This is a genomic window from Bacteroides sp. MSK.20.12 (assembly GCF_019052435.1).
GTDB lineage: Bacteria > Bacteroidota > Bacteroidia > Bacteroidales > Bacteroidaceae > Bacteroides > Bacteroides xylanisolvens.
Window position 1 is genome coordinate 98,508 of the sequence record NZ_JAHQVH010000004.1, and the last position, 24,542, is coordinate 123,049.

Genomic DNA, 24,542 nt, shown 5'->3' on the forward strand with positions numbered 1-24,542 from the left:
CGATTAAAACAGGGGACTTTTCATTTTGGAACTTATCGTAATTTTTTATTTGAATGATTGTGAAACCAAGACCGAGTAGGGAGATCGGACTCTAACGGTCTATCCCGTTGCGGGAGAGGACGCCTTCCGTGTAATAATGTTTGACTTCTCGCATCTCCGTGACCAAGTCGGCTATGTCGATCAATTCTGCCGGAGCGTACCGTCCCGTGATTACCAACTCTGTCCCGGAATGTCGTCGAGAAATCGCCGTCAATACCTCCTCAATAGAAAGCAACTCGTAATACAGGGCAATGGTTAGTTCATCGAGCACGACCAGATTATACTCTCCCGAAGCGAGAATTTGTTTGCAGCTTTCCAATCCCGCATAAGCTGCGTCAATATCTTCTTGTGCCGGCTTCTTTTCAATAAAGCACCCCCGACCGAATTGCTGGATGCGGACGTTGTTAAACAGATGTTCGATCTTGGTTTCATTATATTTCATGTTCTTTACGAATTGTCCGATGAAGACGCTTCCTCCGGCACACAAAACTCGAATGGCAAGCCCAAATGCGGCCGTTGTCTTTCCTTTCCCGTTGCCAGTATAGACATGTATATATCCTTCGTTTTCCATATTGTTGATTTATGATTGCAAATGTAATCCGTGTTATGGTTCGGCGGAAAGATGGGCAAAACAATAAGTATAGGTTTGAATCGTGCCATCCTCAAGCCGGATGTCATAACTTTGGCTAAAGGGAGTTCCCAGTCGGAAAAGTACGGGTGAAGAGAATATCGGTCCGTCGTAGCAGAACGTGTGGTATTCTCCGTTTTCTCCGTTGGGGTCCATTTCCTTGGGGAGAGAGGCAATAAAGTCGGCATCTACCTCGCGACCGATGGCATCCATTCCCAAGCCATCGGCTTGCGTGGTCACGATGACCGTCTTCAGTCCGGAAGCGAGGTATTGCTGCATGACGATTTCCGAGGAGACTACTCCCCATAACGGCTCCACAACCTCTATTCCGAGTGGAGCGAGTTGTCGCTCCCGGTAGGCACGGACATCGTGCAAGTAAATATCCCCGAAAATAAAATGGGTTACTCCTTGCTCCTTGAAATGTAGGGCTGCGCAAGTCATGGCCTCTGCGTAATTTTCAAGGTTCCCCTGGGGTGTGAGATTCACGATATGCAGGGGAATACCGATACTGTCTGCTTGTGCCTGAAGCAAGGGGAGTGGGATACCGTGCATGGTGGAGCGTTGCGAGTCACGATTGATTGTGGTGAGCAGGGCAACGATGTCGTATAGCTCCGATTGACGAGCTCGCCAAAGGGCATGCGCGGAGTCTTTTCCCCCGCTCCAGTTGAATACGGCTTTTATCTTTTCCATTCGATGTTCGTAAAACTTCATGCTTCCAATAACTCACTCGTTTTTGCCCAATAATAGTAGGCTTCCGGTAGGTTGCTTCTCAGCTTATTCAGTTTGTTGGGCAGCGAAGGTCGGATGACCATATCCTTTATATCGGCAGGGTTGTTGGAATAAGATTCTATTTCATTGATTCCCTTTTCAATTAACGTGGCTAAATAAGCCGCCCTTGCTGCATCAATAATGGCATGGTCTATCAGATAACGCTGATTGTACATGAATGATTTGACACGGATGATTCCGTCTTGTATCAGGTCGAAGTCTCCTTCTCCGGCTTTTCCCCGTGTGGAGATACAAAGTGCCGTTTGGCGGATGTCATTGAAAACTTGCCCTATGTCCGTTCCGAAAGACCGGTATGAAAGTTCGACCACCGCAATCTTACGGAACGCTTCTTTGGTAATCTGCAAGTCTGAAACATTTTCAAACAGCCGCCCCACATCATAAAGCTGTTTGGCTATCTCCATCGAACAGGACCTTCCATTCTTGTAATAAGGTATTCCAGTTGTGTTGGGAGCGAAAGCCGTCAGTTTATCGCCCAAAATATCTTCTGCGGACGGGACTGTTACCATCAATGGTTTTCCTTCCAACCGTATGAACGGGCAGTCGATAGCTATTTGTTGGGTACGGAAATAATGAATGTCCTCGTAGAGTACATCCAGCAGGATATAGGATTGTGCATCGGTGTCATTTCGGTAGGCAATCTGATAGAAAAACTTGGAATGGCTCTTGGGAATATCCGCATCATCCCGTTGCTTGCGTTCCACAAGTTCCAGATTGATGAAGCCGAAATCGGCAAATGATTTCAGATAGTCTTCAATGTTGGTTCCAGGGGGACAGATAACATCAATGTCGATTGACAGACGATGAGCAGATTTCCCAAGTATGAGCATAAGTGCCGTTCCTCCCTTAAAAACCAGTGGACACCCGGCTTTAACCAGCATTTCAAGCAGGGACAGGGCACGGATTACTTTCTCTATCAGATTTTTATCATTATAGTGCAATTCGGATGAAACCTGTTCGATCCATTCTGCCGTAAAACACTCCTTCTTTATCATTTTATGTTCAGATTTTCTAATATGGACAATATTTCTTCTTTTGCCTTACGTCTGCCGGCATACCTGAATAGCCGATTTCGATTGACAGCGTACAGGTTAAAGGCATTTTCAAAGATATGCTCGCTTTCACTACCTTGTAGGTAGAAGAAATCCGCATCCCTCAATATATCCACCAACAGCTTTTCCAGTGTAGGCATCGGTACATCTGATACTTTCTGCAAAGGAGCTTCCGAGACCAAATTTTTCACAAAAAAGACACGGCTGTCCATATCTACATATCGGTAAATCATATCTTTGTCCGGTCGCAGATAGACGTCACGGTTCCCGTCTTTCAAAAAGTTGAAAACCGTTTCTGCCGAATCCCTGTCTGTTTCCACATAGACAACACGGTTGGAAGAAAGGTGATGCTGCAAGGGTGCGATAATATCCCCCTGATAGACGCAGAACTTCGCAAATGGGAAATTGACCAGCAACGAATCGTAAATTTCTCTTACTTCACCTATGAGTTTAGGAACAAAGGGCTGTTTCATGACTTTAGCATACATTCCGCGTCCGGTTCTGACCAGTGCATTTTCATTCACGAGCTTGAACAGATACCATGACAAGGAAGACTTGCTTATACCAACCTTTTCGTGAAGATAGGCAAACAAGTCATCCATGCTGAAATCACGGTGTACTTCAGCGTATTCAAGTATGGATGTCGTTGTTTTATTACTCATATTATATCCTGTTTTTGCCTGCAAATATAGCAAATTTTCGGCACTATTCAGAAATAGTGCCGAAAATTTGTATTTATTTAAAACAATCTATATGTAAATAACCTTTTGTCATCATCTACTAAATATCGGCACTAAATTAAAATTGTGCCGATATTTAGTGGTTGTTCAATATTGTACAATGACAATTTACCAAATCGTATTTTCCTGTTTTATTGTTGTCACATCTCGTTTATCGGCAGGTCATTCTTTACTCTTTTCGTCGGCGAATGTAGGACGAAGCGCATAATCGCCAAGCCGCATTGCATTCGGATGACGAAAACAGACTGTTGCACGGTCGGTTTTCTATCCGGGTTTGGCTTATGATGCCACAGCTTCATCCTCTGGCTGCCTCAAAAAGCTGAAAACAAACCTGCACGGCAAACGAAAGCAGGGAAAAAGAAAAAATCAGCAGAAAAGTTCAACCAATTAAAAGTAAACAAGTATGGTAGAAGAAATTAGACAAGACGGCAAAGTGATATTGTCGAGCGAAGACGTTTTTTCCGTCCCTATGATTTTCAACAACCTTTGTGGAAAGAATTTCATTGGCAAAGAATACAAGGACTATATCAGGCATATAGCCTTTGAGGAAATGGGACTTAAGCCGGGCATCGTGTCCCATTATCGGGACGGTGTTCTATATAAGAACGGCACAATCCCGGAACTTTGAACAGGTAAACCCAAATAGGAACAGCAAAAATCAAAATTCATATAGATATGGAAACAACAACTATCCATCCGGCAGAAGCCTATCTCCGAAACGAGCAGAATCCCGCCTCTTTATATGTAAGGATTGCAGGCCAACGCAGGCGATTATTCATCAACCGCAATGAAAATGTTATCGGCATTATTGCGCCCAAAAAACGAAAAAGCGGGTACATCTTCACAGATTGGGCAAGCATTGAGAAGATATACTATCCGTCATCCTCTCCCGAAGATGCAGCGGACATAGAAAAGAAACTGGTCTTGAAATACCAGAAACTTGCCCGGCTTGCCACGCATACAAACGACTGGCTTCGCAAAATCGCTAATGCCGATTTGGATAAATCCCTTTACGAGAACCGCATCACGACCGGCACACGCATCGACGGCAAGTGTATCGGACTTGCCACCATCGAGAAGTATTGCGGCAGTTGGGATATGGCTCGTTTCAGAACGGCACTGAAGCAAGGCGAAAAGTTTTCCACCGGACGTTTCGACTTTTGTGGCTATGACGGTACGTTATGGTGTGAGCCGCGCGAAAACGGCGATATGGCGGCTGGATTCAGCAAAGAATACCGGAATTGCGGTAACGGCTACTATTATCTGCTTATCAACGATGAATACATGATAGGCTATGACATAGACTGAGTTATATGCAGGGTAAGGACAGACCGTATCGGGCAAAGTCTCGGTACGGTCTGATGTTCCCGTCCGCCAACGACCTTTTATAGAACTCCTGTTCTCCCTCTTATAGCCTTACATCCTGCGGCCAGTTTGCTTCAAGCAGCCTCACGCATTTTGTGTAACACCTTACATAAAGTGCGTGAAGCCCCTTTTTGCAAAAGGACGGACACGGACAGACTTGGCATTACAGGGGGCGGGATAAATCCTGCCCTCTGTAGTCCCAAGACAGTCCGTCGAAAAGTCCGTCCCGGCTGGCCGCCTTATTCTTTTACCCATAATCTTTCCTTTTTCTAACGGATTCCCATTAAACCCAAGTCCGCTGCCGTGCGACCTACGGGATAGAATTTTCCGCAAAGGTAACCGGCCGCTCCAATCTTGCCAAGGCCGGCGTGCCGCTGCGAGTGACACGTAAAAATCTTCCTCTCCGTCTGTCGAGCGTATTTTTTCGGATCAGCCTTGTCCGATTGTCCCTCACCACCTTCTGAAAGCAGAAAAATCTTCCCGGCGGTCGCAAACAGACCGAACAAAGGGAAATAAAAAGAAAGGTTAAATATGAGTTACAACAAATTGAAATCATTGGTGGCAAACGTGGAAGCGATAAAGACAGCGTTACAAATCCACATTCAAGGCAGACAAGCCACAACAGAGGAAAAAGAGATTTTATCCCTATATTCGGGGTTTGGCGGTATCAAAGAAGTATTGAACATCGGCACGGAAAAGCCTGTAAGTGGCGACATGGTAGAACCGATACAAAGATTGCAGGAGCTTATCGACACCTACCCACATTTCACAGAACCCATGCGCCACAACGTCATGGAGGGTATCAAAGCCTCCGTCCTGACAGCGTTCTACACCCCGAAATTCCTTGTTCAAGCGGTAACAAAACAAATACACACTACATTCAAGGATAACGGACTGCAAATGCGCTCATTCCTCGAACCGAGTGCAGGCATTGGCGGTTTCCTCCCGGTAGCCATGTCCGACACCTGCGGCTATGCTATTGAAAAAGACCCGGTTTCGGGTCTGATACTCTCCCTGCTGAATGACAACACGATTACACGGACAGCCGGGTTTGAAACGATAGACGAACAGGGTTTTAAACATACGAAATTCGATGTCATAGCCTCCAACATACCTTTCGGTAACTTCCGTGTGTTCGATGCGGAACTCTGGAAGAAAGGCGGCATATACGAGCAGGCTACCAAGACCATACACAATTACTTTTTCGTCAAGGCTATGGAACTTTTGAACGAGGGCGGTCTGTTGGCTTTCGTCACATCAAGGGGCGTGGCCGACACACCAAGCAACAAATTCGTGCGTGATTACCTTGTGAGCCATGCTGATTTGATAAGTGCCATTCGTCTGCCCGACATGCTTTTCATGCAAACAAGCGGTATCGAGGTAGGCAGTGACTTACTTGTATTTCAAAAACATACACACAAGGCATCACTTTCACAAAGGGAACAGCTCTTTTTGCAGGTCGGCAGGGAAAAGGCAGATACGACAGGCACAATGACCGAATACGCCAACAAACTTTTCACATTGTCGAAAACCACCCTTGCAACAGGCAGCCGCATTGCGATGAACCAGTACGGCAAGTATGTACGCAAATACCAGTGGCAGGGTGATGAAAACGCCATGTCGCAGTACCTCGCCGCATTGCTCAAACTCGACTTTGGCCGCTATTTCCGCAAAAGCCTTTTCACAAGTGAGGGACAGGACGGCATACACACGCAAATGTCCCTTTTCGGTAGTGTGGCCGTTAAGCAACCACCAAAAGGCAGACGAGCCTATACGGACGAGCCGGAAGCGTGGATGAAAGAGGGCGCAATGGTACTGTTCGAGGGGCAGGTGGGCGTTATCCAATACCGCAAATCCGACCTCTACCAAGAGACGGCCACCGATTTTGTCCCGGTGGACGAGGGCAAGGTGAACACCGACAGGGCAAACGACTATTTCGCTATCCGCAAGGCATACTTTGAACTTGCAATCAAAGAGCAGGAGAAACAGATGGAACAGCCGCAACTGCGTGAACGACTGAACGCTTGCTATGATGCTTTTGTCGCCAAATGGGGCTTTTTCCACGAGAACGACAACAAGGAATTTATCATGCTTGACAGCCTTGGCGTGGAAGTCTTTACAATAGAAATGCAGGTCAAGGGCAACATATTCAAAGCCGACATCATGCGTGAGCCTGTAGCGTTCAAAAAGATAGACACGACCGTGCAACTCACACCGGCCGAAGCGTTGGCAAGCAGTCTGAACTTTTACGGCTGTGTGGATATGGGCTATCTGACACAGACCACAGGCAAAGACGAGGACGAAGTTATCGACGACCTCAAAGGCGAGATATTCTACAACCCAGCCACCGGAGAATGGGAACACAAAGGCAAGTTCATAGCCAGAAACGTCATTGCCAAAAGCAAGGAAACAGGCTCTTATCTTCCCGACCTCACAGGCAAGGAAAAGGACTGGGCGGAAACCGCTGTAAAGGCATTGGAGGAAGCCATGCCCGAAGCGATACCTTACGAGGAACTCGACATCAACATGGGCGAGCGTTGGATTGACACGAAGCTGTACGCCGATTTTGCCACAGAGCTTTTCGGAACGGAAACCGATGTGATGTATTTTGACGTGAACGACACCTATCTGGTACGTCTGCAAGGATATTCCCCTATAGTCTATAACACCTATTCCGTAAAGAATTACAACGGAGAGGACTTGTTTGTACACGCATTGCAGGACACCGTTCCCGAAATAACCAAAGAGATAGAGCGGAACGGCGAAACGGTACGAGTGCCGGACGAGGAAGCCATACAGGAAGCGGCCACCAAGATACAGGAGATAAGAAACCGTTTCAACCAGTGGCTCGACTGTCAACCGATAGAGGTAAGGGACGAATTGGTAAGGGTGTACAACGAGCGGTTTAACTGCTATGTCCGTCCGCATTATGACGGCTCGGCACAGACCTTTCCGCAGCTCTCTTTCGAGAATTTCCCATACGACAGCCTCTATCCCTCACAGAAAGACGCTATCTGTATGATTAAGCAGAACGGCGGCGGTATCTGTTGGCACGAGGTAGGCACAGGCAAGACGATGATAATGTGCGTTTCAGCTTACGAAATGAAACGCCTCGGATTAGTGCAGAAACCACTCATTATCGGCTTGAAAGCCAATGTTCACGAGATTGCCGACACGTTCCGCAAGGCTTACCCCTCGGCAAAGGTGCTTTATCCGGGCAAGGAGGATTTCACCCCTGCCAACCGCAAAGAGGTATTCTCGAAAATCAAGAACAACAACTGGGACTGTATCATTCTGACGCACGACCAGTTCGCCAAAATACCGCAGTCGGAACAGACCATGATAGATATATTCACGGAAGAACTGGCCGATGTGGAGCGCAATTTGGAAGTATTGGAACAATCCACCATGCGCTACCGCAGCGGAAAGATGCAGGACGGTCTGGAGAAGCGCAAACAGAACCTCACGGCCAAACTTAAGGAGTTGCGAATGAAAATCAACGACCGGAAAGACGATACAGTCGATTTTCACTCGATGGGCATAGACCACATATTTGTCGATGAATGCCACATTTTCAAGAACTTAATGTTTCAGACACGCCACACGAGGGTTGCCGGTATAGGCAATACCAAAGGCTCGCAAAGGGCGATGAACCTGCTGTTTGCCATCCGTGACATTCAGCACCGGACAGGACGTGACCTCGGCGCAACATTCCTTTCGGGCACGGTAGTAGTTAACGCACTCACCGAGCTATATGTGATGTTCAAGTATCTTAGACCAAGAGAATTGCAACGTCAACAGATTTCTTGCTTCGATGCGTGGGCGGCGATATTTACGCAGAAGACAGCCGACTATGAACTGAACGTGACAGGTGCAATCAAGCGTAAAGAGCGTTTCCGCACCTACATCAAAGTGCCGGAACTGGCAATGTTCCTGCGTGAGATTACCGACTACCGCACCGCCGACATGATAAACCTCGATGTACCGGATAAAAACGTGCGCTTTCTTTCTCATGCGCCCACTATCCAGCAGGAGGAAATGATAGGCCGTCTGGTTTCCTTTGCACACAGCGGACAGTGGGAGGATTTGGGACTTGATACGCCCGAACCCGACAATCTCGATAAGGCTAAAATGTTGGTCGCTACCAACGTGGCACGGAAAATGGCTCTCGATATGCGTTTGTTGGGCGACAAGTTCAGCGACGATGCCGACAACAAGGCTTCAATCTGCGCAAGAACAATCTATGACTATTATGTGAAATCGAACGCCAACCGGGGTACGCAGTTCGTGTTCAGCGACCTCGGCACATACAAGCCGAATGAGTGGAACGTATATACTGACATTAAAAAGAAGTTGGTGAACCTCGGCATTCCGGCCGATGAAGTGCAGTTTATCCAGTGCGCCACCACCGAAAGGGCAAGAAAACGCCTGTTCGAGGACATGAACAACGGCAAGGTGCGTGTGCTTTTCGGCAGTACCACCATGTTAGGCACAGGGGTAAACGCCCAACAGCGGGCGGTAGCGGTGCATCATTTGGAGATTCCCTGGCGACCGGCCGACATGGAGCAGCGCAACGGCAGGGCGGTACGCAAGGGCAACACCGTGAAGCTGTGGGGCGGCAATGTGGTGGATGTGGTGATATACGGCACGGAAAAGACACTTGACGCCTACAAATTCAATTTGCTGAAAAACAAGCAGATGTTCATCAACCAAATCAATAACGGCACAATAGCCGTGCGCCGTATCGACGAGGGCGGCATGGACGAGGACAACGGCATGAACTTCGCCGAGTTCGTGGCTGTCCTTTCCGGCAATACAGATTTGCTGAACAAGGCAAAACTTGACAACAAGATTATGCAGTTGGAAAAGGAACAGGCCATTTTCAAGAAAGAACGCGTCCGTGCCGAGCGCAAAATAGCTTCCAATCGTGAAGAGGTTGAAAAGGCACGGCGTACAAAGGCCGGTTTCATCAATGATTGGGAATACTTCAACTCTTACGAGGGCACAAAGGTAACGCAGCTTCTCAACCTGCCACAAGCCACAACCGAGGAAACAGGCCGGGAATTACACCGCATCGCTAAAACCTACCGTAGCGGAGCGTATGGCACGATTGGTACGTTTGCAGGACTGAACCTGTTGGTACGCAGCGAGTACAGTATAACAGGGGTATTTGACCGCAACACGTTCTTTGTCGAGGGGACAAGCGGGCTTAAATACCGTTGTGGACTGACAGGTGCGTTACCGCTTGGCTTCGTGGAATCTGCTCAATATCCGCAGGCTACACTAAACAAATTGCCCTCACTTATTGAGAAGCAACAAAAGGCGGTGGAGCGGATTGAAAGCGAAATCCCCATATTGCAGGACATCGTTGACCGCCAGTGGAGCAAAGCCGATGAATTGGTAAAACTCAAACTGGAGTGCAAGGAGCTGCAGCGGAAGATTGACGAAAGTCTCAAGGATGCGGAACGCTCTCTAACCCCACCCGAAACACCGGCTACCGAATACGAACCTACAACCAAAGCCGCTTAAACCATACTCATATCTTAGCCTTTTCCCTCTGTTTGGTTGTGAGAACCCGGCAGAGGGATTTTTCTTGTGTTCCCCGATCTGACAGCGGCAATATCCGTTTATATGCTCCAAGAGGCTACTTTACTGTTATACAACCGATACTAAATGTAGTATATACTAAGGTTAGTAAAGTAGGATATTAGGAAATATCACATCGGAAATGATAGAATGCAACTACATTTAGTCAATCAGTATTTTAGTATAGTAGTAGATACTACAATACTAAAATATAAATAAGTAGTAAAATAGTATGCACTAATCGTAGTAAATACTAAAAATAGTAGTATCTTTGTATCAGATATAAAGATATGAAATTATGACAAAAATAATCGCAGTTTTGAACCACAAGGGTGGTGTCGGAAAAACGACTACTACCATCAATCTTGCTGCCGCATTGCAGCAGAAAAAAAAGCGAGTGTTGCTCATCGACATGGACGGTCAGGCGAACCTCACGGAATCCTGCGGTCTCTCCATCGAAGAGGAACAGACGGTGTACGGAGCGATGAAAGGCGAATATCCCTTACCGGCATTCGAGCTGGGAAATGGTCTTTCCGTTGTTCCGTCCTGCCTTGATTTGTCAGCGGCGGAATCCGAGCTTATCAACGAGCCGGGACGGGAACTGATACTGAAAGGCCTGATTGCAAAATTGCTTGAGAGCCGGAAATTCGACTATATCCTGATTGACTGTCCGCCCTCGCTGGGTTTGCTGACGCTGAACGCCCTCACATCGGCGGACTTTCTGATTATTCCGGTACAAGCACAGTTCCTCGCCATGCGCGGAATGGCGAAGATTACAAATGTGATCGAGATTGTCAAAACCCGTTTGAACCCGAATCTGAACATCGGCGGAATTGTCATCACACAGTTTGACAAGCGCAAGACGCTCAACAAGAGTGTAGCGGAACTCATCAGCGAATCGTTCTGCGACAAAGTGTTCAAGACCGTCATCCGGGACAATGTGGCATTGGCCGAAGCTCCGATAAAGGGTCTGAACATCTTTGAATACAACAAGAACAGCAACGGGGCAAAGGACTACATGGAGTTAGCAAAAGAAGTGTTGAAATTAAAGTAAAAACGATATGAGCAAAAGTGATTCATTGAAAAACGGCATGAGAAGCGGACTGGACGGCTTGCTGTCATCCACCGGGAAGTCCACGCAAAAGAAAGAACCTGCACCGGTCAAAACGGAAAAAGAGCCTGCTGTGCATTGCAATTTTGTTATCGACAAAAGCATCCATACCCGGATGAAATACCTCGCTATCGAAAAGAATATGTCGCTCCGAAATATTGTGAACGAGGCGATGAAGGAATATCTGGAGAAGCACGAGAAATAACCAGGGCGGCTTGCCGCCCAATCGACTTTTATACCAAATACCGCTATCTTATGACACACGTCCACAAGGTAGCGGTTTTCCCATTTATATCCCCTGACAGTTTACCTGTTCTATTCGCCTCTTATAGCTGCAAGGCTGCATTTCCCTTTCTATCCATTCCGCTTACCGCTTGTCCGGTCTCGTTCCTGCCATCGCCGGTTGGTTTTCCAGACGCAAATTTGGACTGCCGCGCTTGATTTCACCGCTTTGAAGTGCATTTCTCGTAAAATTCTTCCTTTCCTTGAAAGAGTAATTTTCCGGAAAAAGCGTTGAAAATAGCTTGTTCGTCAGTCCCTTGAAGCATCTGTAAATCCCAAGCGGTTCAGGCAGAAAAAAGAACCGAAAAGAGGGATAAAAAAGAAAATCAATTCAATAACAATTAAATTTTATGATTATGGCAACAACAGCAGCAGCCCAAGCAGTAGAGAAGAACATCACATCGGTAGCATTGGCAAACATTCAGCCAAGTAACTACAACCCACGCAAGAACTTTGACGAGACAAGCCTTGCGGAACTTGCCGAGAGTATCCGTCAGCAGGGAGTGCTTCAGCCTATCGGTGTGCGCCCCATTGCGGACAACCGTTTCGAGATTGTCTTTGGAGAACGCAGATACCGTGCTTCCCTCATGGCTGAATTGACGGAAATTCCGGCTACCGTCATGGAAATTTCCGACGAGACAGCCGAGGAAATGGCAATCACCGAGAACCTGCATCGCAAGGATGTTACCCCGATTGAGGAAGCCAACGCCTACCAAAAACTCATAGACAGCGGTCGCCACGATGTCCAATCCTTGACCGTGCAGTTCGGCAAGACGGAAGCGTATATCCGTACACGACTTAAATTCGTTTCCTTGATACCCGAAATCGCCTTGCTGTTGGAGCAGGACGAAATCACAATCAGTGTGGCAAGTGAAATCTGCCGTTATGGGGAAGAGATACAGCGTGAGGTGTACGACCAACATCTGAAAGAGGGAGTGCAGTACAATAGTTGGCGAGGCATGAAAGCCTCCGAGGTGGCACAGAGCATCGAACGGCAATATACCGCAGACCTCAATCGCTATTCATTTGACAAAACCCTTTGTCTTTCATGTCCCCACAATACCAATAACATGATGTTATTCTGTGAGGGTAGTTGCGGAAATTGCGCCAACCGTGCTTGCTTGGTGGAAATGAACACATCGCACCTTACCGAAAAGGCTATGCGGCTCATGGAACAGCACCCTGCCGTTCCCCTCTGCCACGAAAGCTACAATTACAATGAAGCCGTCATCGACCGACTTACCGCTATGGGCTACGAGGTGGAAAGCCTTAAAACCTATGCAACGAAATACCCCGAATGCCCCCAAGCTCCTCAAAAAGAGGATTACGATACCACCGAGGAATACGAGGAAGCAGAAAAGGATTACGAGCAGAAATTGAACGGCTACACCGAGAAATGCGAAGCAATCCGCACCCGAAGCGAAGCAGGAGAAATCTCCCTCTATCTCCGTATCGAGAGCAACGACATTACACTGTGCTATGTTGCAAATACCGCTACCACCGCAAACGGTACGGCAACCGAAATGCCGCTTTCACCTATCGAGAAGTTGGAAAAGCAGGACAAACGCAACAAGGAGATTGCCCTCGAAAAGACCGTTGAAGACACCAAAAAGCGGATTTTAGAGGTCGATATGTCAGAACGCAAATTTGGACAGGACGAGGAGAAAATGGTGTATTTCTTCCTGCTCTCCTCACTCCGCAAAGAGCATTTCAATGAGGTAGGCATTGAAGATAAAGGCTCTTATTACTACCTTACGAGCGAGGACAAAATGCGCATCATCGAGAACCTTACCGCCAAGCAGAAAGCCGTTATCCGCAGGGATTATCTGATTGCCAATTTCAAAGACGCATTCGGCAACAACGTCACTGCCTCCCTGTTGCTTGACTTCGCCCAAAAGCATATGCCCGAAGAACTTGCCAATATCCAAGACGGATATAATGGAGTGTACGAAAAGCGACACCAACGCATCGAGGAAAAGAAAGCCGCTTTGCAGGAACAAGCCACGCAGGAAGCGGAACAACCCGATGAACCGCAACCCGAAGCGGAAGCACAGACCGAACCGCAAGCGGAAGAAATAGCTGCCTGACAAATGTTGTCATAACGGATAGGGGGAGGGAGAAATCCGCCCTCTATTCATTTTTGTATGCTCCGGACAAAGGACCCAAGTACCTCTTTTAACTTTCTGACGAACCCGTCACCACCCGCCCTTCCTCCATTCATAACGTCCGTTCCCTCTCTTTTTTACCATTTTCAACTTCCCTTTTATAACGTTTCCCCGGCTTCATTCCCTGTCAGTCCGTCCCGGTTTGGTTTTATCAGATGCAAAGGTCGGCCGTCGCGCTTGATCCGGCGGCTTAAAGTGAATTTCCTGCAAATTCTTCCTTTCCTCAGAAAGAGTAATTGACAGGAAAAGCCTTCCGTATGAAGCTGTACCGACAACCGTGTACCGCATCCATAAAATCCCAAAGCGGTTCCGACAGAAAGGAATCGAACGGAGGGAAGAAAAAAACAAATCATTAAAATTCAAGATTATGGACAATATCAAGGAAAGCAAGGAGTACCAGCTCGCCAAAGACTGGGAAAGAGCAGTGAACGATTACGGCTTCAACCCCAAACGGTTTGCAGCCGCTATCCCCGAAATGCACCCCACACTGCAGCAAAGCCTTTACCGACTGGTCAAGGAGTGTATCGTGGTCATGGCGGACGAGACACGCAACTACGATGACCGCAACCGTGCATCGCACGAGGAAGCGAAGTGCATCATGGAATACCTCAAGGTTCACGGGAAACACATCCCATTAAGATAACAGACGTATGAAAACGAAAGAACTACAATTTGACGGCAATATCTACATCTGCCGTATCGTGAAATCCAACGAAGGTGAAGAACTACTTATCGGCTCTACCGCTCTGCTCGATGCACTTCATCCGGGCAGTTTCGAGGACGAAAACGAAGGTTTTGCAAGTAAGGAAGCCGAACAAATATATGACGAGGTTTTCTTTTTTACCGATGCGAAGACCCTCAAATTACCGGACGATGAACTCATCACGGAATTAAAAGAGGATAACCCCGAATGGTTCAACTAAAACAAGTCAACAATCATCTAAACAACAAAATCATGAACAAAGAGTATGTAATGCACATTGCACAGACCATCAAAGAACAGTTGGTATCACTTACACCCATGCCCATTCTCATGTCGTGGGGAATCGGCGAGTTTGTCGCTACGGTATTCCGGGAATTGCCGGCACTGCGGATCAAAGTAAACGGACGGTTACACGCCGGATATGTCGTTATCGCTCTCAACGGCTCCGATTATTATGAAGTATATCTACTGAAAGAGAACGGTGCGGAGTGCGTCAATGAGGAAGTATGCTTCGACGAGTTGGGCGATGTCATTGACCGAGCCGTCGAAAGCGGTACAGACAAAGAGGAATACGATAAATTCTGCGACCGGCAACTTGCCGAACTTTTAAGCGGTACACGAGCCTAAATAAGTGAACTACCATATAAATAACACTGCCCTCATTTTCACGCGGGCAGTGTTGTTTGTATGAGGTTGGATGCGTCCAAGCCGCAATATCCTATTATAAACTTACTTTTGAAATTCTTGTTCCACTTTTACCGTTACATACATCTGGTTACGGCTTGTGGGATTGTCCGGCTCCGTCATTTCCAATATCCCCCTTGTAGTTCCTTCGGTAAATGTTGCCGCCCTTGCCACTTGGCAAAGACGAGTCTGATACGGACACCGGAATACGAAAAATACGGAATAATACCCACGCGGCACCATAATATGTTGACATTCCGTCCTGTATCTCCTGTATTTTTTCGTACCTTTGCGGCACAAAATGTATATATATGGAACAACAGGTTATCCCATCGGATTATACACAATATGCAGAGGCAGTAGAGATAATCAAACATGCCATCGAACGCTGCCGGTATAGAAGTGCGGCTGCAGTCAACAAAGAAACTCTCTCGTTGTATTTTGGAGTGGGTAAATTCGTGTCTGAAAATTCCCGCATCGGCTGTTGGGGTACTAAAGCATTGCCTACCATATCAAAGCTCCTTCAACGGGAGTTGCCCGGTCTGCACGGCTTTTCTGAATCGGGGTTGAAACGGATGCGCTCATTCTATGAAGAATGGAGGACATTCTTAATTCGTCCAACAGTGTTGGGCGAATTGGAAAACCATTCGTCGAAAAAGGGTACGGATCTAATTCGTCCAACGCTGTTGGACGAATTAGATATTGACGAGCATCTCCTGCTGCAACTCATCGGGCAACCGTTCAATACCGAATTTACTTGGGACGATTTTGTCAAGATCAGCTTTTCGCATCATATCGAAATCCTGACCCGTTCAAAAGACATCGCGGAACGGTTGTTCTATATCCATTGTGCCGCTCAAAATGCGTGGTCATTGTCCTCTCTCAAAAATTACTTGAAAGAAGACATCTATTCAAATCGCGGCTCTTTGCCAAGCAACTTCCTTCAAGTGCTGCCCGAAGCCACTTATGCCGTAAAAGCGGCATTGGCGTTCAAGGATGAGTATATGCTCGAAATGGTTAATTTGGAGAATGTGGGAGAACGTGAACAGGACTGGAACGAAAAGGTCATCGAAAACCAAATCGTAGCCAACATCAAGCAATTCATCCTCCGTTTTGGAAACGACTTCACTTTTATCGACAGTCAGCATCGCCTGATAGTTGCCGGAGAGGAAATGTTTGCCGACCTTGTATTCTTCAACAGGGAGCTGAATGCCAGCGTAATCGTCGAGCTGAAACGGGGCAAGTTCCGTCCGAATTATCTCGGACAGCTTAGTGGCTATCTGACTGTATATGATATGACCGACAAGAAACCGCACGAGAACCCTTCAATCGGTATCGTCTTGTGTCAGGATGCTAACCGCCAATTTGTCGAAATCATGGTGCGCGACTATGATAAGCCTATGGGCGTGGCGACATATCGCACAGCCCAAGAAATGCCTGAAAATCTACGCAAGACTCTACCGGACATCGACAAATTACAGAATTTGCTGTCCGAAAATGATTCCCAATCGGAAACTGTCAGATAATTCATTTACGTCCGCAAAACCGGCTTTATGCCCACAAGATTTTGGGTAACTGAAATTGAATATAAAAATCCCTGCAATAACCACGAAATTATTGCAGGGATTTTGATTTATTTCGCCCCACGCTTGTTCAGTACATCCGCTATCATGTCTTTTACGTCCTGTCCGACTTGTATGAAATTTTTATACAAGATGCGTTCCCGTTCCTCCCTCGACTTGAAAGTGTAGAACTTCGGTAGAGGTACATAGGCCGCTTCCTCCGCTTTTATCTCCCTCATATCGAAATCCGTCTTGCAGAAGAACTTTGTAGTCTTGAACTCTTCCGATTCCTGAATGTTCATCGAGCCTCCCGTACCGGTTTTCGTCTTCACGAAATCCCTGGCCGTCTGTCCGCAAATCCATCCCGTCGCCATATCCGAAATTTTCGAGGCGGGTACAAGGCTGTCCATGTTCTCATTGAGATTGATACTCGTTTTGTCCCGGTCGATGGTTACACCTTTCTTAACTTGTACCACTTTACCGAAAATGTCATTCGACAGCCATTCCAATGTCTCTTTCGAGCGAGCCGAACCGCTCACCACGTTACCCACCGTCGTGATGATTTTTTGCATTCCCACTTTTCCGTAGTCAGCCTCCAACTGCGGCAACTCCTGAAAACCCAATGTCACGCTTACCTTGTTGCTTCTCGCCGTACCTATCAGTCGGTCTATCTTGTGGAAATACAGTGTCGGCAGCTCATCCACGATGATGCTGACCGGAATATTCTTCCCCTGCCCGGTGTTCACACGGGTAACGAGACGGTTCAATATCAGAGCGTTCAACGCTCCGATGATACTTTCCATTTCCGGATCGTTGGCTATCAGCAGATAACTGGGTGACTTGGGGTCACTAACTTTCAGGTCGAAGTCGTCCCCATCCTTGTGGAATATCCAGTAGGATTCTTTGGTGGCCAAACGGCTGGTATAGACACGCAGCGTACCTATCATACCTTCCAACTGCTCCATCGCCTTGTTCTTGAAGGCCGTCTGGAACGGGCCGAGCAACGGCGCGACCTCGTTGTCCGTCTCCAGTACCTCAAAAATAGTCTGGTAGCTCTCATTGAGAAATGAAAGGATATGCGGCATATCCGAGTATTTTCCCAGCCAATAGGCAGGTTCCACGATGCTGCCACCCTCACGGTCACGAACGACACCCGTCGGCTTCCAGAACTTCGTCTGCGGATCTTGCCGTTTCTCCGCATACAGTTTCTTTCCGTTTGCATCGTAGGGTTCCCGCTCGTAGTTCACGAAAAAGTAGATACAGGCGGCAAGAAAGTTCACGGCAGAAGTCTGAAAGAACTGGTCACTGCCTCCGCCTCCCTCTTTCTTGCCTTTCTGCAGGGATTCCAACAGGGTTTCCGCCGTTTCGCTTGCCGCCGCAAGATTATTGATGTACTTTGCCTGAATGGGGTTCACCCGTTTGCTGTACTCCACATCCACGAAGTTGATGATGTTGAACTTACATCCTTTTGGCACTTTGCCGAGCTTCTGGTTTTTCTTGTAATGATAGTAAAGTTTAGTGGCAAGTGTCGGAAATTTGTAGTCATAGACCACCATCGCAAAGCCCTTGGCACTATGTTGGCGGATGAACGGTTCTATGATGCTGAACGTCTTACCGCTGCCCGGAGTTCCGACTACCCATGTTCCTCTGAAACAGTTGCTTATCGACACCCATCCCTTGCGAAATTTACCTTTGTAATAGTACCGCATCGGTATATTCACGCTATACTGGTTCTCAACCTTCTCTTCGCTCTGCTCGAAACTTTCATTCTCGAAGTTGAACCGGTCTTTACCCAGTCCCTCCTTTATGAACTTCGAGATGTTATCCAGTGCGATATGTACCAATATCACACCGACAAGCGTGGTCGCCATGTAGAAGATGATATTTAGTGGCAACGTGTAGAGCCTCGTTTCCATCGGATGATGGTACAACCACACGGAGAACACAATCAGGAACAGTCCGCTGATTAGCGGATATAACACCTGTCTCCGGGCATCGAACTCCAGATGCTTCTTGTTCCTCGTGCCGATACAGGTGATGCAGATAAGCAGGAACGTCGCAATCTTGCTGTACACAAGATTACCGTCATTGTAAATCATCCACCGCTTGATGCGCCCGTGAATATCAATCAGTATGCCACCCCAGTGGTCGAGCATGGCAGGGTCGATGGCATACTCGAAGAACTCCATCAGCACGGAGATATAGATGACCGCACGGAATATCTTGTAGAACCCTTGTAATTCTTTGCTTTCTTCCATTGTCTTTGTACTTTCCCTCTTTTCGTTCCTACCTGTTCAGTGTGATAATCGGCCTCACCTTGTGTGCCTGTATCTTCGGGGTCTCCTGCATCGCACCGCTTCCTGTGGAGTAAAGCCATGCTTTCGCCGTCTCTTGTCCGGACACTTCCGTCGATGTCCAGTACCAGCAGTCGTTTTCATCCAACGGCAGCGGATGGCCGCCACACCGTTCGATGACAGGATTGACGGTTTCCCGGACGGCATACAGCAGCCGCATTTGTGCCACCGACGGGATATAGGCACTCTGTCCGTACCGCCACAGGTCGAAGACCGCTTCCGCCATAGGCGAAGCCGTCTCCCTTGTGTCGTACAGCGAAAAGGTGTTCATGTTCCCGTCCAATGCCCCGATGTCGGCCGACGTCCCTTGTGCGACACCGAGGCTGTCGGCGAATGCCACCGGAGCGATGTCCCACAGGTAAACCGCATAGCCGTTCCCTTCCGTACCTTCACGGCGTTCGGTATCAAAGACAACCGCTATTGCCCGCTTCCCCGATTGTTCATACTGCGCATAGGACAATGCCGTGCCGTCCTCGCAGAGAATATGCCCCGGACGTACCGCCGTATCGGGTACGTCGATATGAGCGTCACAGGCAGCGCACAATACCGCCGCCACTGCCATTGCAAACCATTGAATCTTTCGTATCATGTCATTTCCGTTTTTTGTTTTTCCTTTATTTTATCGGCAGTTTTACACCCAGCACGATACCTGTCCGCAGCAAATCCGCCCCTTTTATCATCATGTCACTCTTGACCTGCCAGAACAGTGTGCATCCCGACCGCAGTACATAATTGTGCTCGTAACCCACATGGATTCCGGCAAGAAACTTGTTCGTGTCGCTTCCTGCCGAAGCTCCGATACGCAAGTTGCCGTAATGGTTGCGTCCACGCACCACACAAGGTTTGTACGCCACACCGAAACCATAAGTGCGGTAGTTGCGCCAGAAGGATTCCGGACAAATATGACCGCAAGATTTACATTCCGTCCATTTCAGATAGCCGTTGGCGAAGAACTCCCACGCATGACGGTAGTTCATTTCATGCTCGTAAGCAAGCGTTACGTCCATGCCGTTCTCATACAGCAATCCCACGCCGAGCGAGAGGCGGCCGCCGTTGCGTTGCGCATGGGCATTGGTGGCAAACCCTATGCAGACAAGCATCAGTAACAAAACTATTTTCAACGTCTTTTTCATCGTCATTCCTCCTCCAATAAAGCTGTGTTAAATGAATCAGCCGACAGCACATCCTCGTAGTCGATGTTAAGGCTGATATTGCGCCCGCTGATTTGTTGTTCCGTCATTTCGATGGTCAGCAGCTTGTCGTTCGGAAAGGTCATCTTTTTCACGACAATCACATTCCGGTAGCCGTGCTTGAACGTCTTGCCATGTTCCAATACCAGGGCAGGCGTCAGCTCGATGGTCTGCGCGTTAGTTGCCTTCGAAAGTTTCTTGTCCGACAGTTTCACCCGTATCTCGTCGATGTCGAAACGGATGTTCGTTTTGTTCTCGATGGAAAAGTCGATGAAGAAGTAGTCGCCCACCGAGTAAATGTTGTTCAGGCGCATTACCATTCGGTGCGCCTTGGTCGCCACGTTGCGGATTTTCGCGGGCGAGTTCCACACCCGTCTTGCAAAACGCACCATGTCGGCTGTGGACATCGAGACCGTAGGATTGTTGTAGGCATCCCGTTCCTGTAGCTGAATTTCCTTGTCTGCCACCGCCTCGCTTATCCGCGTGGTGTAGATGAGTGCATACTGCGTGCGATAGCGTTCCGTTACGATGGTGACGATGGCCAGCACTTCACCGTCCTCGTGTCCCGTCTCTTTGGGCTTCAACCGGATGATGTTTTCAATGGGTTGGTCGCCCGCCACCTTGTCGGTGGAAATGTCCACGAAGCGGACCGGCTCCGATGCTGTGATGACGGTCGTTACCTGTTCATTGACCGTCAGCCGTTCCATCTCTTCGTATGTACGCTGAGCCTGTGCGTCCCGTGCGGCAAAAAGTCCAGCCGCCAGAAGAAATGCCGTTACAATTATTTTCCTGTTCATATCGTTTCTGTTGATATTTTTTATTTCTTTATTTCCCTTATTTCGCTTTCTTTAATCCCATGACCACGTTCCAGTTCCTCCCGAATCCGTCGTCCGGCAATTTCGCAATACGTCGGCTCAATCTCGAATCCGATGTAATGCCGTCCCGTGCGGATGGCGGCAATGGCGGTCGTACCCGAACCGATGCAGTTGTCAAGCACCACATCGCCCTCGTTGGTATAGGTGCGTATCAGGTACTCTATCAAGGCTACCGGCTTCTGTGTCGGATGATAGAATGCTCCTGTCTTGTGTTCCTTGGGTATGGAAATGACAGAGGTCGGGTACTTGTCTTCGGCAACACGTACCGGAGCCAGTTTCATTTCACCGTAACAGCGGTTCGTGAAACCGTCCGTCTTGCGCCGTCCATGATTTTTCCGTTCCGGTGGACACGGCATCATCTGAGGATGATATACCGGCTGACGGTCGTAGAACACGATGATATCCTCATGCTGGCGTAGCGGCATCCGGTTGGCATTCAGGTGACCCGTTACCCGGTCTTTCCGCCACACGAGGTTATACCGCCACATCCGGGGTTGCGAGAGCATGAGCCGCGCCGAGAAGATGCCCTGCGCAAAGAGGATAACGGGGCTTCCCGGCTTGGTAATCCTGCGGTACTGTTCCCACAACGCTTCGAGCGGTATCTGCCTGTCCCAGTGTGCCGCCTTGTTGCTACGGTTCAACACGCCGTAAGGCAAATCCGCTATCACGGCATCGACACTGCCGTTCGCCATGAGCTTCATGCCCTCGATACAGTCCATATTATATATGTTGTCAATCTCTATCATGTTTTCCGTTTTTACTGTTTCTCACGTCCGTTCACCAGATAGACGAAAGTGCCGTATTTCAGCTTTACCTTATTCTTTTTGATAGCCTTGCCGATGGCGTTGCTCGTTTTCTGGTAGGCATTCGTAGCAGCTTGCATTCCCCATTGCGAGAGACTGTTGCCGTAACTGCCGGTATTCATGTTCAGATTCCCCGACACCGCACCGCTTGCCACATCCTTGCTCGTTTCCCGGAACTGGCTGTTCGGTACATAAAGCCCTTCCATGCCGTCCGTATCGTAAAGGGACAGGCTGACCTTCACCAGTTCGTCCTCGATGAGAATGCTGGTGATGTTCCCCTTCACACGCCCCGACGAGAAGCCGCTCATGGTGGCATACAGATACGACCCTCGTTTGACCACGCACTCGTTGATCTCCACGTCGTCGAGCAGACGCAACCGCACACGCGAGCCGTCCATCGCCTTGATGTCCTCGTCGATAATGGCCTTTATCAGTTTCGGTTCACGGGCATTGACCGCAAGCGTATTGAAGTAATCCGAAGCCGTCTTTACCTTGCGTACCACTTCGCTGGGCGGTTCGTTCTCTGACGGGGCTTTTACCGAACGGCTCTCTTCCTCTATTTTTCCCTTGACCTCTATGGTTGCCGTCGTGGGTTGCGCCGATGCGGTACTGTCCGTATCGGTCGCCGGTAATACCTCATTGCGTCCTCTCAACCTTGCTTCGGCAAGGGCTTTCTCCAGTTCCGCGAGAGCTTCTTGCTCGCGTGTCTTGGCATCGGCAATTTGCGCTGCCGCAGCCTTTTCCTGCTGTTGCTCATCGAGCAAGGCGATGTCGTCCACCGTGTATTGCGATTCATATTCTTCCTTGTTGTCATCGGGTTCATCTCGTTCTATGTTATCCACTGCGGAATAATCCTGTATCTTACCCCATGATTTGGCCATGTTCTCGTACTTGCTGCCTATGCCGTCACCGCCTTTAAGCCGGGCATCCGGCAAATCGGGGTTCAAAAACTCCGTTGTCTGCAGCGTCTTGTCCGGAATCTCCGCCGTTTCGGTATGAAACAGGTCGAAGATGAAGTACGATGCAACCAGAAGCGGGATATACAGGACAGCCGGAAGCATATACTTCGGCTCCCTGAAATTGATTTTATCAAATATCTTCATCATACATCTTTTAATTGAGTTGTACATACTTGCCTTCAATGCTGCAGTTTTTCAGCACTTCTGCGTTTTCCACTCCGAATGCGATCAGGATGCTGCCGCAACCGGGAGAATCGCCGCGTGTTCCGTCCGGGCGGTAAAACCGGATGCGGTGGCGCAGGAATTTCATGCCCGTCGCTTTCTCGAAAATGACGTCCTGAAACATTTTGGAATCGCAACGGTTGAACAACAGCGCGATTCCGTTGCCGTGTTCCGCCAGCTTTCGGACAAACTGTTCGATAAGGGGACGCGAGTACGGAGGATTGAGCCATACACGCCCTTCCCATTTCAGGGACAATCCGTTCATGTTCCGGTCATACATGACTTCGGCGGTCGGCCACAACGGACGGACAGGGGCGCAAGGGTCAAGGTCGAACCTGCCTAACGCTTTCAACACTTCCTTCGGGGTGTACCATTCGTCCGACGAGCGGACTGATTTTTCAAATCGTGTATTCATAAGCACTCCTTTATTGCGGTTCATATTTCTTGTTCTCGTTCCGATTTTCCCTTATTTCACCCCCTTGCAGCCTCTTGTGTCTTTCCCGTAGCACCGAATCCTGCATTTCCGTCGCCGTGCGTGTCGGCCGGCTGTTGCGGTATGCCATTGTAATGCGATAGATGTTCCAAGTGAACCCTCCGATAGCGAAACCAAAGACGATGACCAGAAAAAGTATCCGGTGTGCGTTGGCGAATCCCTGCACCTTGGCGGCAGCCTTGTCAATGCGTGTCGCTTGGGCGAACTTTCGTCCAGCGGACACCTCCCGCTCGTAACGGTCTTTGTATTTCGGATCGTTCTTGTCCGGCATCTTTTCACCGAAGAGCATCCGCCTGAATCCCTTGATATTCATAAATTCCGTTGTTTAGTAGTTGATCTTCGTTTTCTGTTCGATGTCCTTGTTCAGCAGGGTTCGCCAGTTCACGATAAGCAATCCGTGCGGGTTGTTTTCTGTTCGGGGCACACGCTTAAGTTGCCCCGCCGTGACCAGTTCCCGCATGAGGATGTTGCTCCGCCGCTCAATGCGTTGCCGTCCGTAGTAAGTGAACTCCATCTTCCCCTTGTTGAAAGCCACGCTGTCACAATAGATGGAGAACACCGAACTCGTACCCAAAATGTTGGAGTAGAAACCCTTTTCCTTGAGCGTGTTGTATTGTGCCAACCCCGTCTCATCCACCAGATACATCGCTTTTTCCATCGTATAGCGGATGTATTTGTCATCCGGCGGTAACGTGAAAAAATAATGGTGGAACATTTCCACATGGCTTTTGGCTTCCACGTCAAGCGTTTCGTCCATTGTCGTGCGGTTCACGAGGATAGGCACGTTGCCGTCCAACACATACACCTTCTTCTGCGCATCCGAGACCATCGTCCGGGCTGTCCAGATACTTGACAAGCTGATGATGACACATCCCACGAGAAAAGCGGTACAGATGATGCCCACCAGTCTTATTTTGTTTTCCAAATTCTTGATGACCATCGG

General features: G+C 48.5%; 24 protein-coding genes. 10 read left to right on the forward strand and 14 right to left on the reverse strand.

What is annotated here, in order from left to right; translation table 11 throughout:
• Nucleotides 1–91: 91 nt before the first annotated feature.
• From cobO to KTR06_RS03550, 4 genes are read right to left on the reverse strand one after another with little or no spacing between them, the layout of a single operon-like run.
• Entirely contained in the window at nucleotides 92–610 is a 519-nt protein-coding gene (gene cobO, locus KTR06_RS03535) for a cob(I)yrinic acid a,c-diamide adenosyltransferase (protein ID WP_217289963.1), read from the reverse strand.
• A gap of 33 nt (nucleotides 611–643) precedes the next feature.
• On the reverse strand, nucleotides 644–1,378 hold the full coding sequence (locus KTR06_RS03540) for an ATPase (protein ID WP_008669706.1): 735 nt from the start codon (nucleotides 1,376–1,378) through the stop codon (nucleotides 644–646).
• The gene (locus KTR06_RS03545; protein ID WP_008782484.1) at nucleotides 1,375–2,448 is read right to left on the reverse strand and encodes a nucleotidyl transferase AbiEii/AbiGii toxin family protein; all 1,074 of its coding nucleotides are present in this window, start codon (nucleotides 2,446–2,448) and stop codon (nucleotides 1,375–1,377) included. The genes KTR06_RS03540 and KTR06_RS03545 overlap by 4 nt, the downstream gene beginning before the upstream one ends.
• Entirely contained in the window at nucleotides 2,445–3,167 is a 723-nt protein-coding gene (locus KTR06_RS03550) for a DUF6577 family protein (RefSeq protein ID WP_008669710.1), read from the reverse strand. The genes KTR06_RS03545 and KTR06_RS03550 overlap by 4 nt, the downstream gene beginning before the upstream one ends.
• Before the next feature lie 481 nt (nucleotides 3,168–3,648).
• Between KTR06_RS03550 and KTR06_RS03555 the strand changes: the two genes are divergently transcribed.
• The 9 genes from KTR06_RS03555 (at nucleotide 3,649) to KTR06_RS03595 (ending at nucleotide 15,084) form a co-directional block, all read left to right on the forward strand.
• Complete coding sequence (locus KTR06_RS03555; RefSeq protein ID WP_008782486.1) at nucleotides 3,649–3,873, forward strand: hypothetical protein; 225 nt, start codon at nucleotides 3,649–3,651, stop codon at nucleotides 3,871–3,873.
• 47 nt (nucleotides 3,874–3,920) lie between these two features.
• On the forward strand, nucleotides 3,921–4,553 hold the full coding sequence (locus KTR06_RS03560) for a hypothetical protein (protein ID WP_008669713.1): 633 nt from the start codon (nucleotides 3,921–3,923) through the stop codon (nucleotides 4,551–4,553).
• A 588-nt stretch (nucleotides 4,554–5,141) separates the two neighbouring features.
• Nucleotides 5,142–10,139 (forward strand): helicase-related protein, encoded by a 4,998-nt coding sequence (locus KTR06_RS03565; RefSeq protein WP_217289964.1) that lies wholly within the window; start codon nucleotides 5,142–5,144, stop codon nucleotides 10,137–10,139.
• Nucleotides 10,140–10,494: 355 nt separating this feature from the next.
• On the forward strand, nucleotides 10,495–11,250 hold the full coding sequence (locus KTR06_RS03570; RefSeq protein WP_008669717.1) for a ParA family protein: 756 nt from the start codon (nucleotides 10,495–10,497) through the stop codon (nucleotides 11,248–11,250).
• 7 nt (nucleotides 11,251–11,257) lie between these two features.
• On the forward strand, nucleotides 11,258–11,512 hold the full coding sequence (locus KTR06_RS03575; protein ID WP_008669718.1) for a hypothetical protein: 255 nt from the start codon (nucleotides 11,258–11,260) through the stop codon (nucleotides 11,510–11,512).
• 427 nt (nucleotides 11,513–11,939) lie between these two features.
• Entirely contained in the window at nucleotides 11,940–13,676 is a 1,737-nt protein-coding gene (locus tag KTR06_RS03580) for a ParB/RepB/Spo0J family partition protein (RefSeq protein ID WP_089503706.1), read from the forward strand.
• Nucleotides 13,677–14,121: 445 nt separating this feature from the next.
• A complete protein-coding gene (locus tag KTR06_RS03585) occupies nucleotides 14,122–14,397 on the forward strand; it encodes a hypothetical protein (protein ID WP_008669723.1) in 276 nt (91 codons plus the stop codon).
• 7 nt (nucleotides 14,398–14,404) lie between these two features.
• Nucleotides 14,405–14,677: a hypothetical protein gene (locus KTR06_RS03590; protein ID WP_004301325.1), complete on the forward strand. Its 273-nt coding sequence runs from the start codon at nucleotides 14,405–14,407 to the stop codon at nucleotides 14,675–14,677.
• Between the two features lie 32 nt (nucleotides 14,678–14,709).
• On the forward strand, nucleotides 14,710–15,084 hold the full coding sequence (locus KTR06_RS03595) for a hypothetical protein (RefSeq protein ID WP_032939541.1): 375 nt from the start codon (nucleotides 14,710–14,712) through the stop codon (nucleotides 15,082–15,084).
• A 148-nt stretch (nucleotides 15,085–15,232) separates the two neighbouring features.
• Here KTR06_RS03595 and KTR06_RS03600 read toward each other — a convergent pair whose 3' ends face one another.
• Nucleotides 15,233–15,397, reverse strand: a complete 165-nt coding sequence (locus KTR06_RS03600) for a hypothetical protein (protein ID WP_167330597.1) — start codon at nucleotides 15,395–15,397, stop codon at nucleotides 15,233–15,235.
• Nucleotides 15,398–15,452: 55 nt separating this feature from the next.
• Between KTR06_RS03600 and KTR06_RS03605 the strand changes: the two genes are divergently transcribed.
• Entirely contained in the window at nucleotides 15,453–16,667 is a 1,215-nt protein-coding gene (locus KTR06_RS03605) for a PDDEXK nuclease domain-containing protein (RefSeq protein ID WP_016278609.1), read from the forward strand.
• A gap of 107 nt (nucleotides 16,668–16,774) precedes the next feature.
• Here KTR06_RS03605 and KTR06_RS03610 read toward each other — a convergent pair whose 3' ends face one another.
• Genes KTR06_RS03610 through traK form a run of 9 tightly spaced genes read right to left on the reverse strand, consistent with a single transcriptional unit; the run spans nucleotide 16,775 to nucleotide 24,539 of the window.
• Nucleotides 16,775–18,961: a type IV secretory system conjugative DNA transfer family protein gene (locus KTR06_RS03610; protein ID WP_008782491.1), complete on the reverse strand. Its 2,187-nt coding sequence runs from the start codon at nucleotides 18,959–18,961 to the stop codon at nucleotides 16,775–16,777.
• Between the two features lie 28 nt (nucleotides 18,962–18,989).
• A complete protein-coding gene (locus KTR06_RS03615) occupies nucleotides 18,990–19,646 on the reverse strand; it encodes a hypothetical protein (RefSeq protein WP_008782492.1) in 657 nt (218 codons plus the stop codon).
• 25 nt (nucleotides 19,647–19,671) lie between these two features.
• Nucleotides 19,672–20,196, reverse strand: a complete 525-nt coding sequence (locus KTR06_RS03620) for a hypothetical protein (protein WP_008782493.1) — start codon at nucleotides 20,194–20,196, stop codon at nucleotides 19,672–19,674.
• Nucleotides 20,193–21,044 (reverse strand): conjugative transposon protein TraN, encoded by an 852-nt coding sequence (gene traN / locus KTR06_RS03625; protein ID WP_008669736.1) that lies wholly within the window; start codon nucleotides 21,042–21,044, stop codon nucleotides 20,193–20,195. The genes KTR06_RS03620 and traN overlap by 4 nt, the downstream gene beginning before the upstream one ends.
• A 20-nt stretch (nucleotides 21,045–21,064) precedes the next feature.
• Nucleotides 21,065–21,868 carry a site-specific DNA-methyltransferase gene (locus KTR06_RS03630; protein WP_016278608.1) on the reverse strand — a complete coding sequence of 268 codons (804 nt, stop codon included), beginning with the start codon at nucleotides 21,866–21,868 and terminating at the stop codon, nucleotides 21,065–21,067.
• A gap of 11 nt (nucleotides 21,869–21,879) precedes the next feature.
• Nucleotides 21,880–23,031: a conjugative transposon protein TraM gene (gene traM, locus KTR06_RS03635; RefSeq protein ID WP_016278607.1), complete on the reverse strand. Its 1,152-nt coding sequence runs from the start codon at nucleotides 23,029–23,031 to the stop codon at nucleotides 21,880–21,882.
• A 7-nt stretch (nucleotides 23,032–23,038) separates the two neighbouring features.
• Nucleotides 23,039–23,521, reverse strand: a complete 483-nt coding sequence (locus KTR06_RS03640) for a DNA N-6-adenine-methyltransferase (RefSeq protein WP_016278606.1) — start codon at nucleotides 23,519–23,521, stop codon at nucleotides 23,039–23,041.
• Between the two features lie 10 nt (nucleotides 23,522–23,531).
• On the reverse strand, nucleotides 23,532–23,912 hold the full coding sequence (locus KTR06_RS03645) for a hypothetical protein (protein WP_004301338.1): 381 nt from the start codon (nucleotides 23,910–23,912) through the stop codon (nucleotides 23,532–23,534).
• A gap of 12 nt (nucleotides 23,913–23,924) precedes the next feature.
• Nucleotides 23,925–24,539 carry a conjugative transposon protein TraK gene (gene traK, locus KTR06_RS03650; protein WP_008669744.1) on the reverse strand — a complete coding sequence of 205 codons (615 nt, stop codon included), beginning with the start codon at nucleotides 24,537–24,539 and terminating at the stop codon, nucleotides 23,925–23,927.
• Nucleotides 24,540–24,542 lie beyond the last annotated feature (3 nt).

Bases quoted from the DNA above. Each gene is read 5' to 3' on its own strand.
- cobO (WP_217289963.1), bottom strand. From the start codon at position 610: ATGGAAAACGAAGGATATATACATGTCTATACTGGCAACGGGAAAGGA.
- KTR06_RS03540 (WP_008669706.1), bottom strand. From the start codon at position 1,378: ATGAAGTTTTACGAACATCGAATGGAAAAGATAAAAGCCGTATTCAAC.
- KTR06_RS03545 (WP_008782484.1), bottom strand. From the start codon at position 2,448: ATGATAAAGAAGGAGTGTTTTACGGCAGAATGGATCGAACAGGTTTCA.
- KTR06_RS03550 (WP_008669710.1), bottom strand. From the start codon at position 3,167: ATGAGTAATAAAACAACGACATCCATACTTGAATACGCTGAAGTACAC.
- KTR06_RS03555 (WP_008782486.1), top strand. From the start codon at position 3,649: ATGGTAGAAGAAATTAGACAAGACGGCAAAGTGATATTGTCGAGCGAA.
- KTR06_RS03560 (WP_008669713.1), top strand. From the start codon at position 3,921: ATGGAAACAACAACTATCCATCCGGCAGAAGCCTATCTCCGAAACGAG.
- KTR06_RS03565 (WP_217289964.1), top strand. From the start codon at position 5,142: ATGAGTTACAACAAATTGAAATCATTGGTGGCAAACGTGGAAGCGATA.
- KTR06_RS03570 (WP_008669717.1), top strand. From the start codon at position 10,495: ATGACAAAAATAATCGCAGTTTTGAACCACAAGGGTGGTGTCGGAAAA.
- KTR06_RS03575 (WP_008669718.1), top strand. From the start codon at position 11,258: ATGAGCAAAAGTGATTCATTGAAAAACGGCATGAGAAGCGGACTGGAC.
- KTR06_RS03580 (WP_089503706.1), top strand. From the start codon at position 11,940: ATGATTATGGCAACAACAGCAGCAGCCCAAGCAGTAGAGAAGAACATC.
- KTR06_RS03585 (WP_008669723.1), top strand. From the start codon at position 14,122: ATGGACAATATCAAGGAAAGCAAGGAGTACCAGCTCGCCAAAGACTGG.
- KTR06_RS03590 (WP_004301325.1), top strand. From the start codon at position 14,405: ATGAAAACGAAAGAACTACAATTTGACGGCAATATCTACATCTGCCGT.
- KTR06_RS03595 (WP_032939541.1), top strand. From the start codon at position 14,710: ATGAACAAAGAGTATGTAATGCACATTGCACAGACCATCAAAGAACAG.
- KTR06_RS03600 (WP_167330597.1), bottom strand. From the start codon at position 15,397: ATGTCAACATATTATGGTGCCGCGTGGGTATTATTCCGTATTTTTCGT.
- KTR06_RS03605 (WP_016278609.1), top strand. From the start codon at position 15,453: ATGGAACAACAGGTTATCCCATCGGATTATACACAATATGCAGAGGCA.
- KTR06_RS03610 (WP_008782491.1), bottom strand. From the start codon at position 18,961: ATGGAAGAAAGCAAAGAATTACAAGGGTTCTACAAGATATTCCGTGCG.
- KTR06_RS03615 (WP_008782492.1), bottom strand. From the start codon at position 19,646: ATGATACGAAAGATTCAATGGTTTGCAATGGCAGTGGCGGCGGTATTG.
- KTR06_RS03620 (WP_008782493.1), bottom strand. From the start codon at position 20,196: ATGACGATGAAAAAGACGTTGAAAATAGTTTTGTTACTGATGCTTGTC.
- traN (WP_008669736.1), bottom strand. From the start codon at position 21,044: ATGAACAGGAAAATAATTGTAACGGCATTTCTTCTGGCGGCTGGACTT.
- KTR06_RS03630 (WP_016278608.1), bottom strand. From the start codon at position 21,868: ATGATAGAGATTGACAACATATATAATATGGACTGTATCGAGGGCATG.
- traM (WP_016278607.1), bottom strand. From the start codon at position 23,031: ATGATGAAGATATTTGATAAAATCAATTTCAGGGAGCCGAAGTATATG.
- KTR06_RS03640 (WP_016278606.1), bottom strand. From the start codon at position 23,521: ATGAATACACGATTTGAAAAATCAGTCCGCTCGTCGGACGAATGGTAC.
- KTR06_RS03645 (WP_004301338.1), bottom strand. From the start codon at position 23,912: ATGAATATCAAGGGATTCAGGCGGATGCTCTTCGGTGAAAAGATGCCG.
- traK (WP_008669744.1), bottom strand. From the start codon at position 24,539: ATGGTCATCAAGAATTTGGAAAACAAAATAAGACTGGTGGGCATCATC.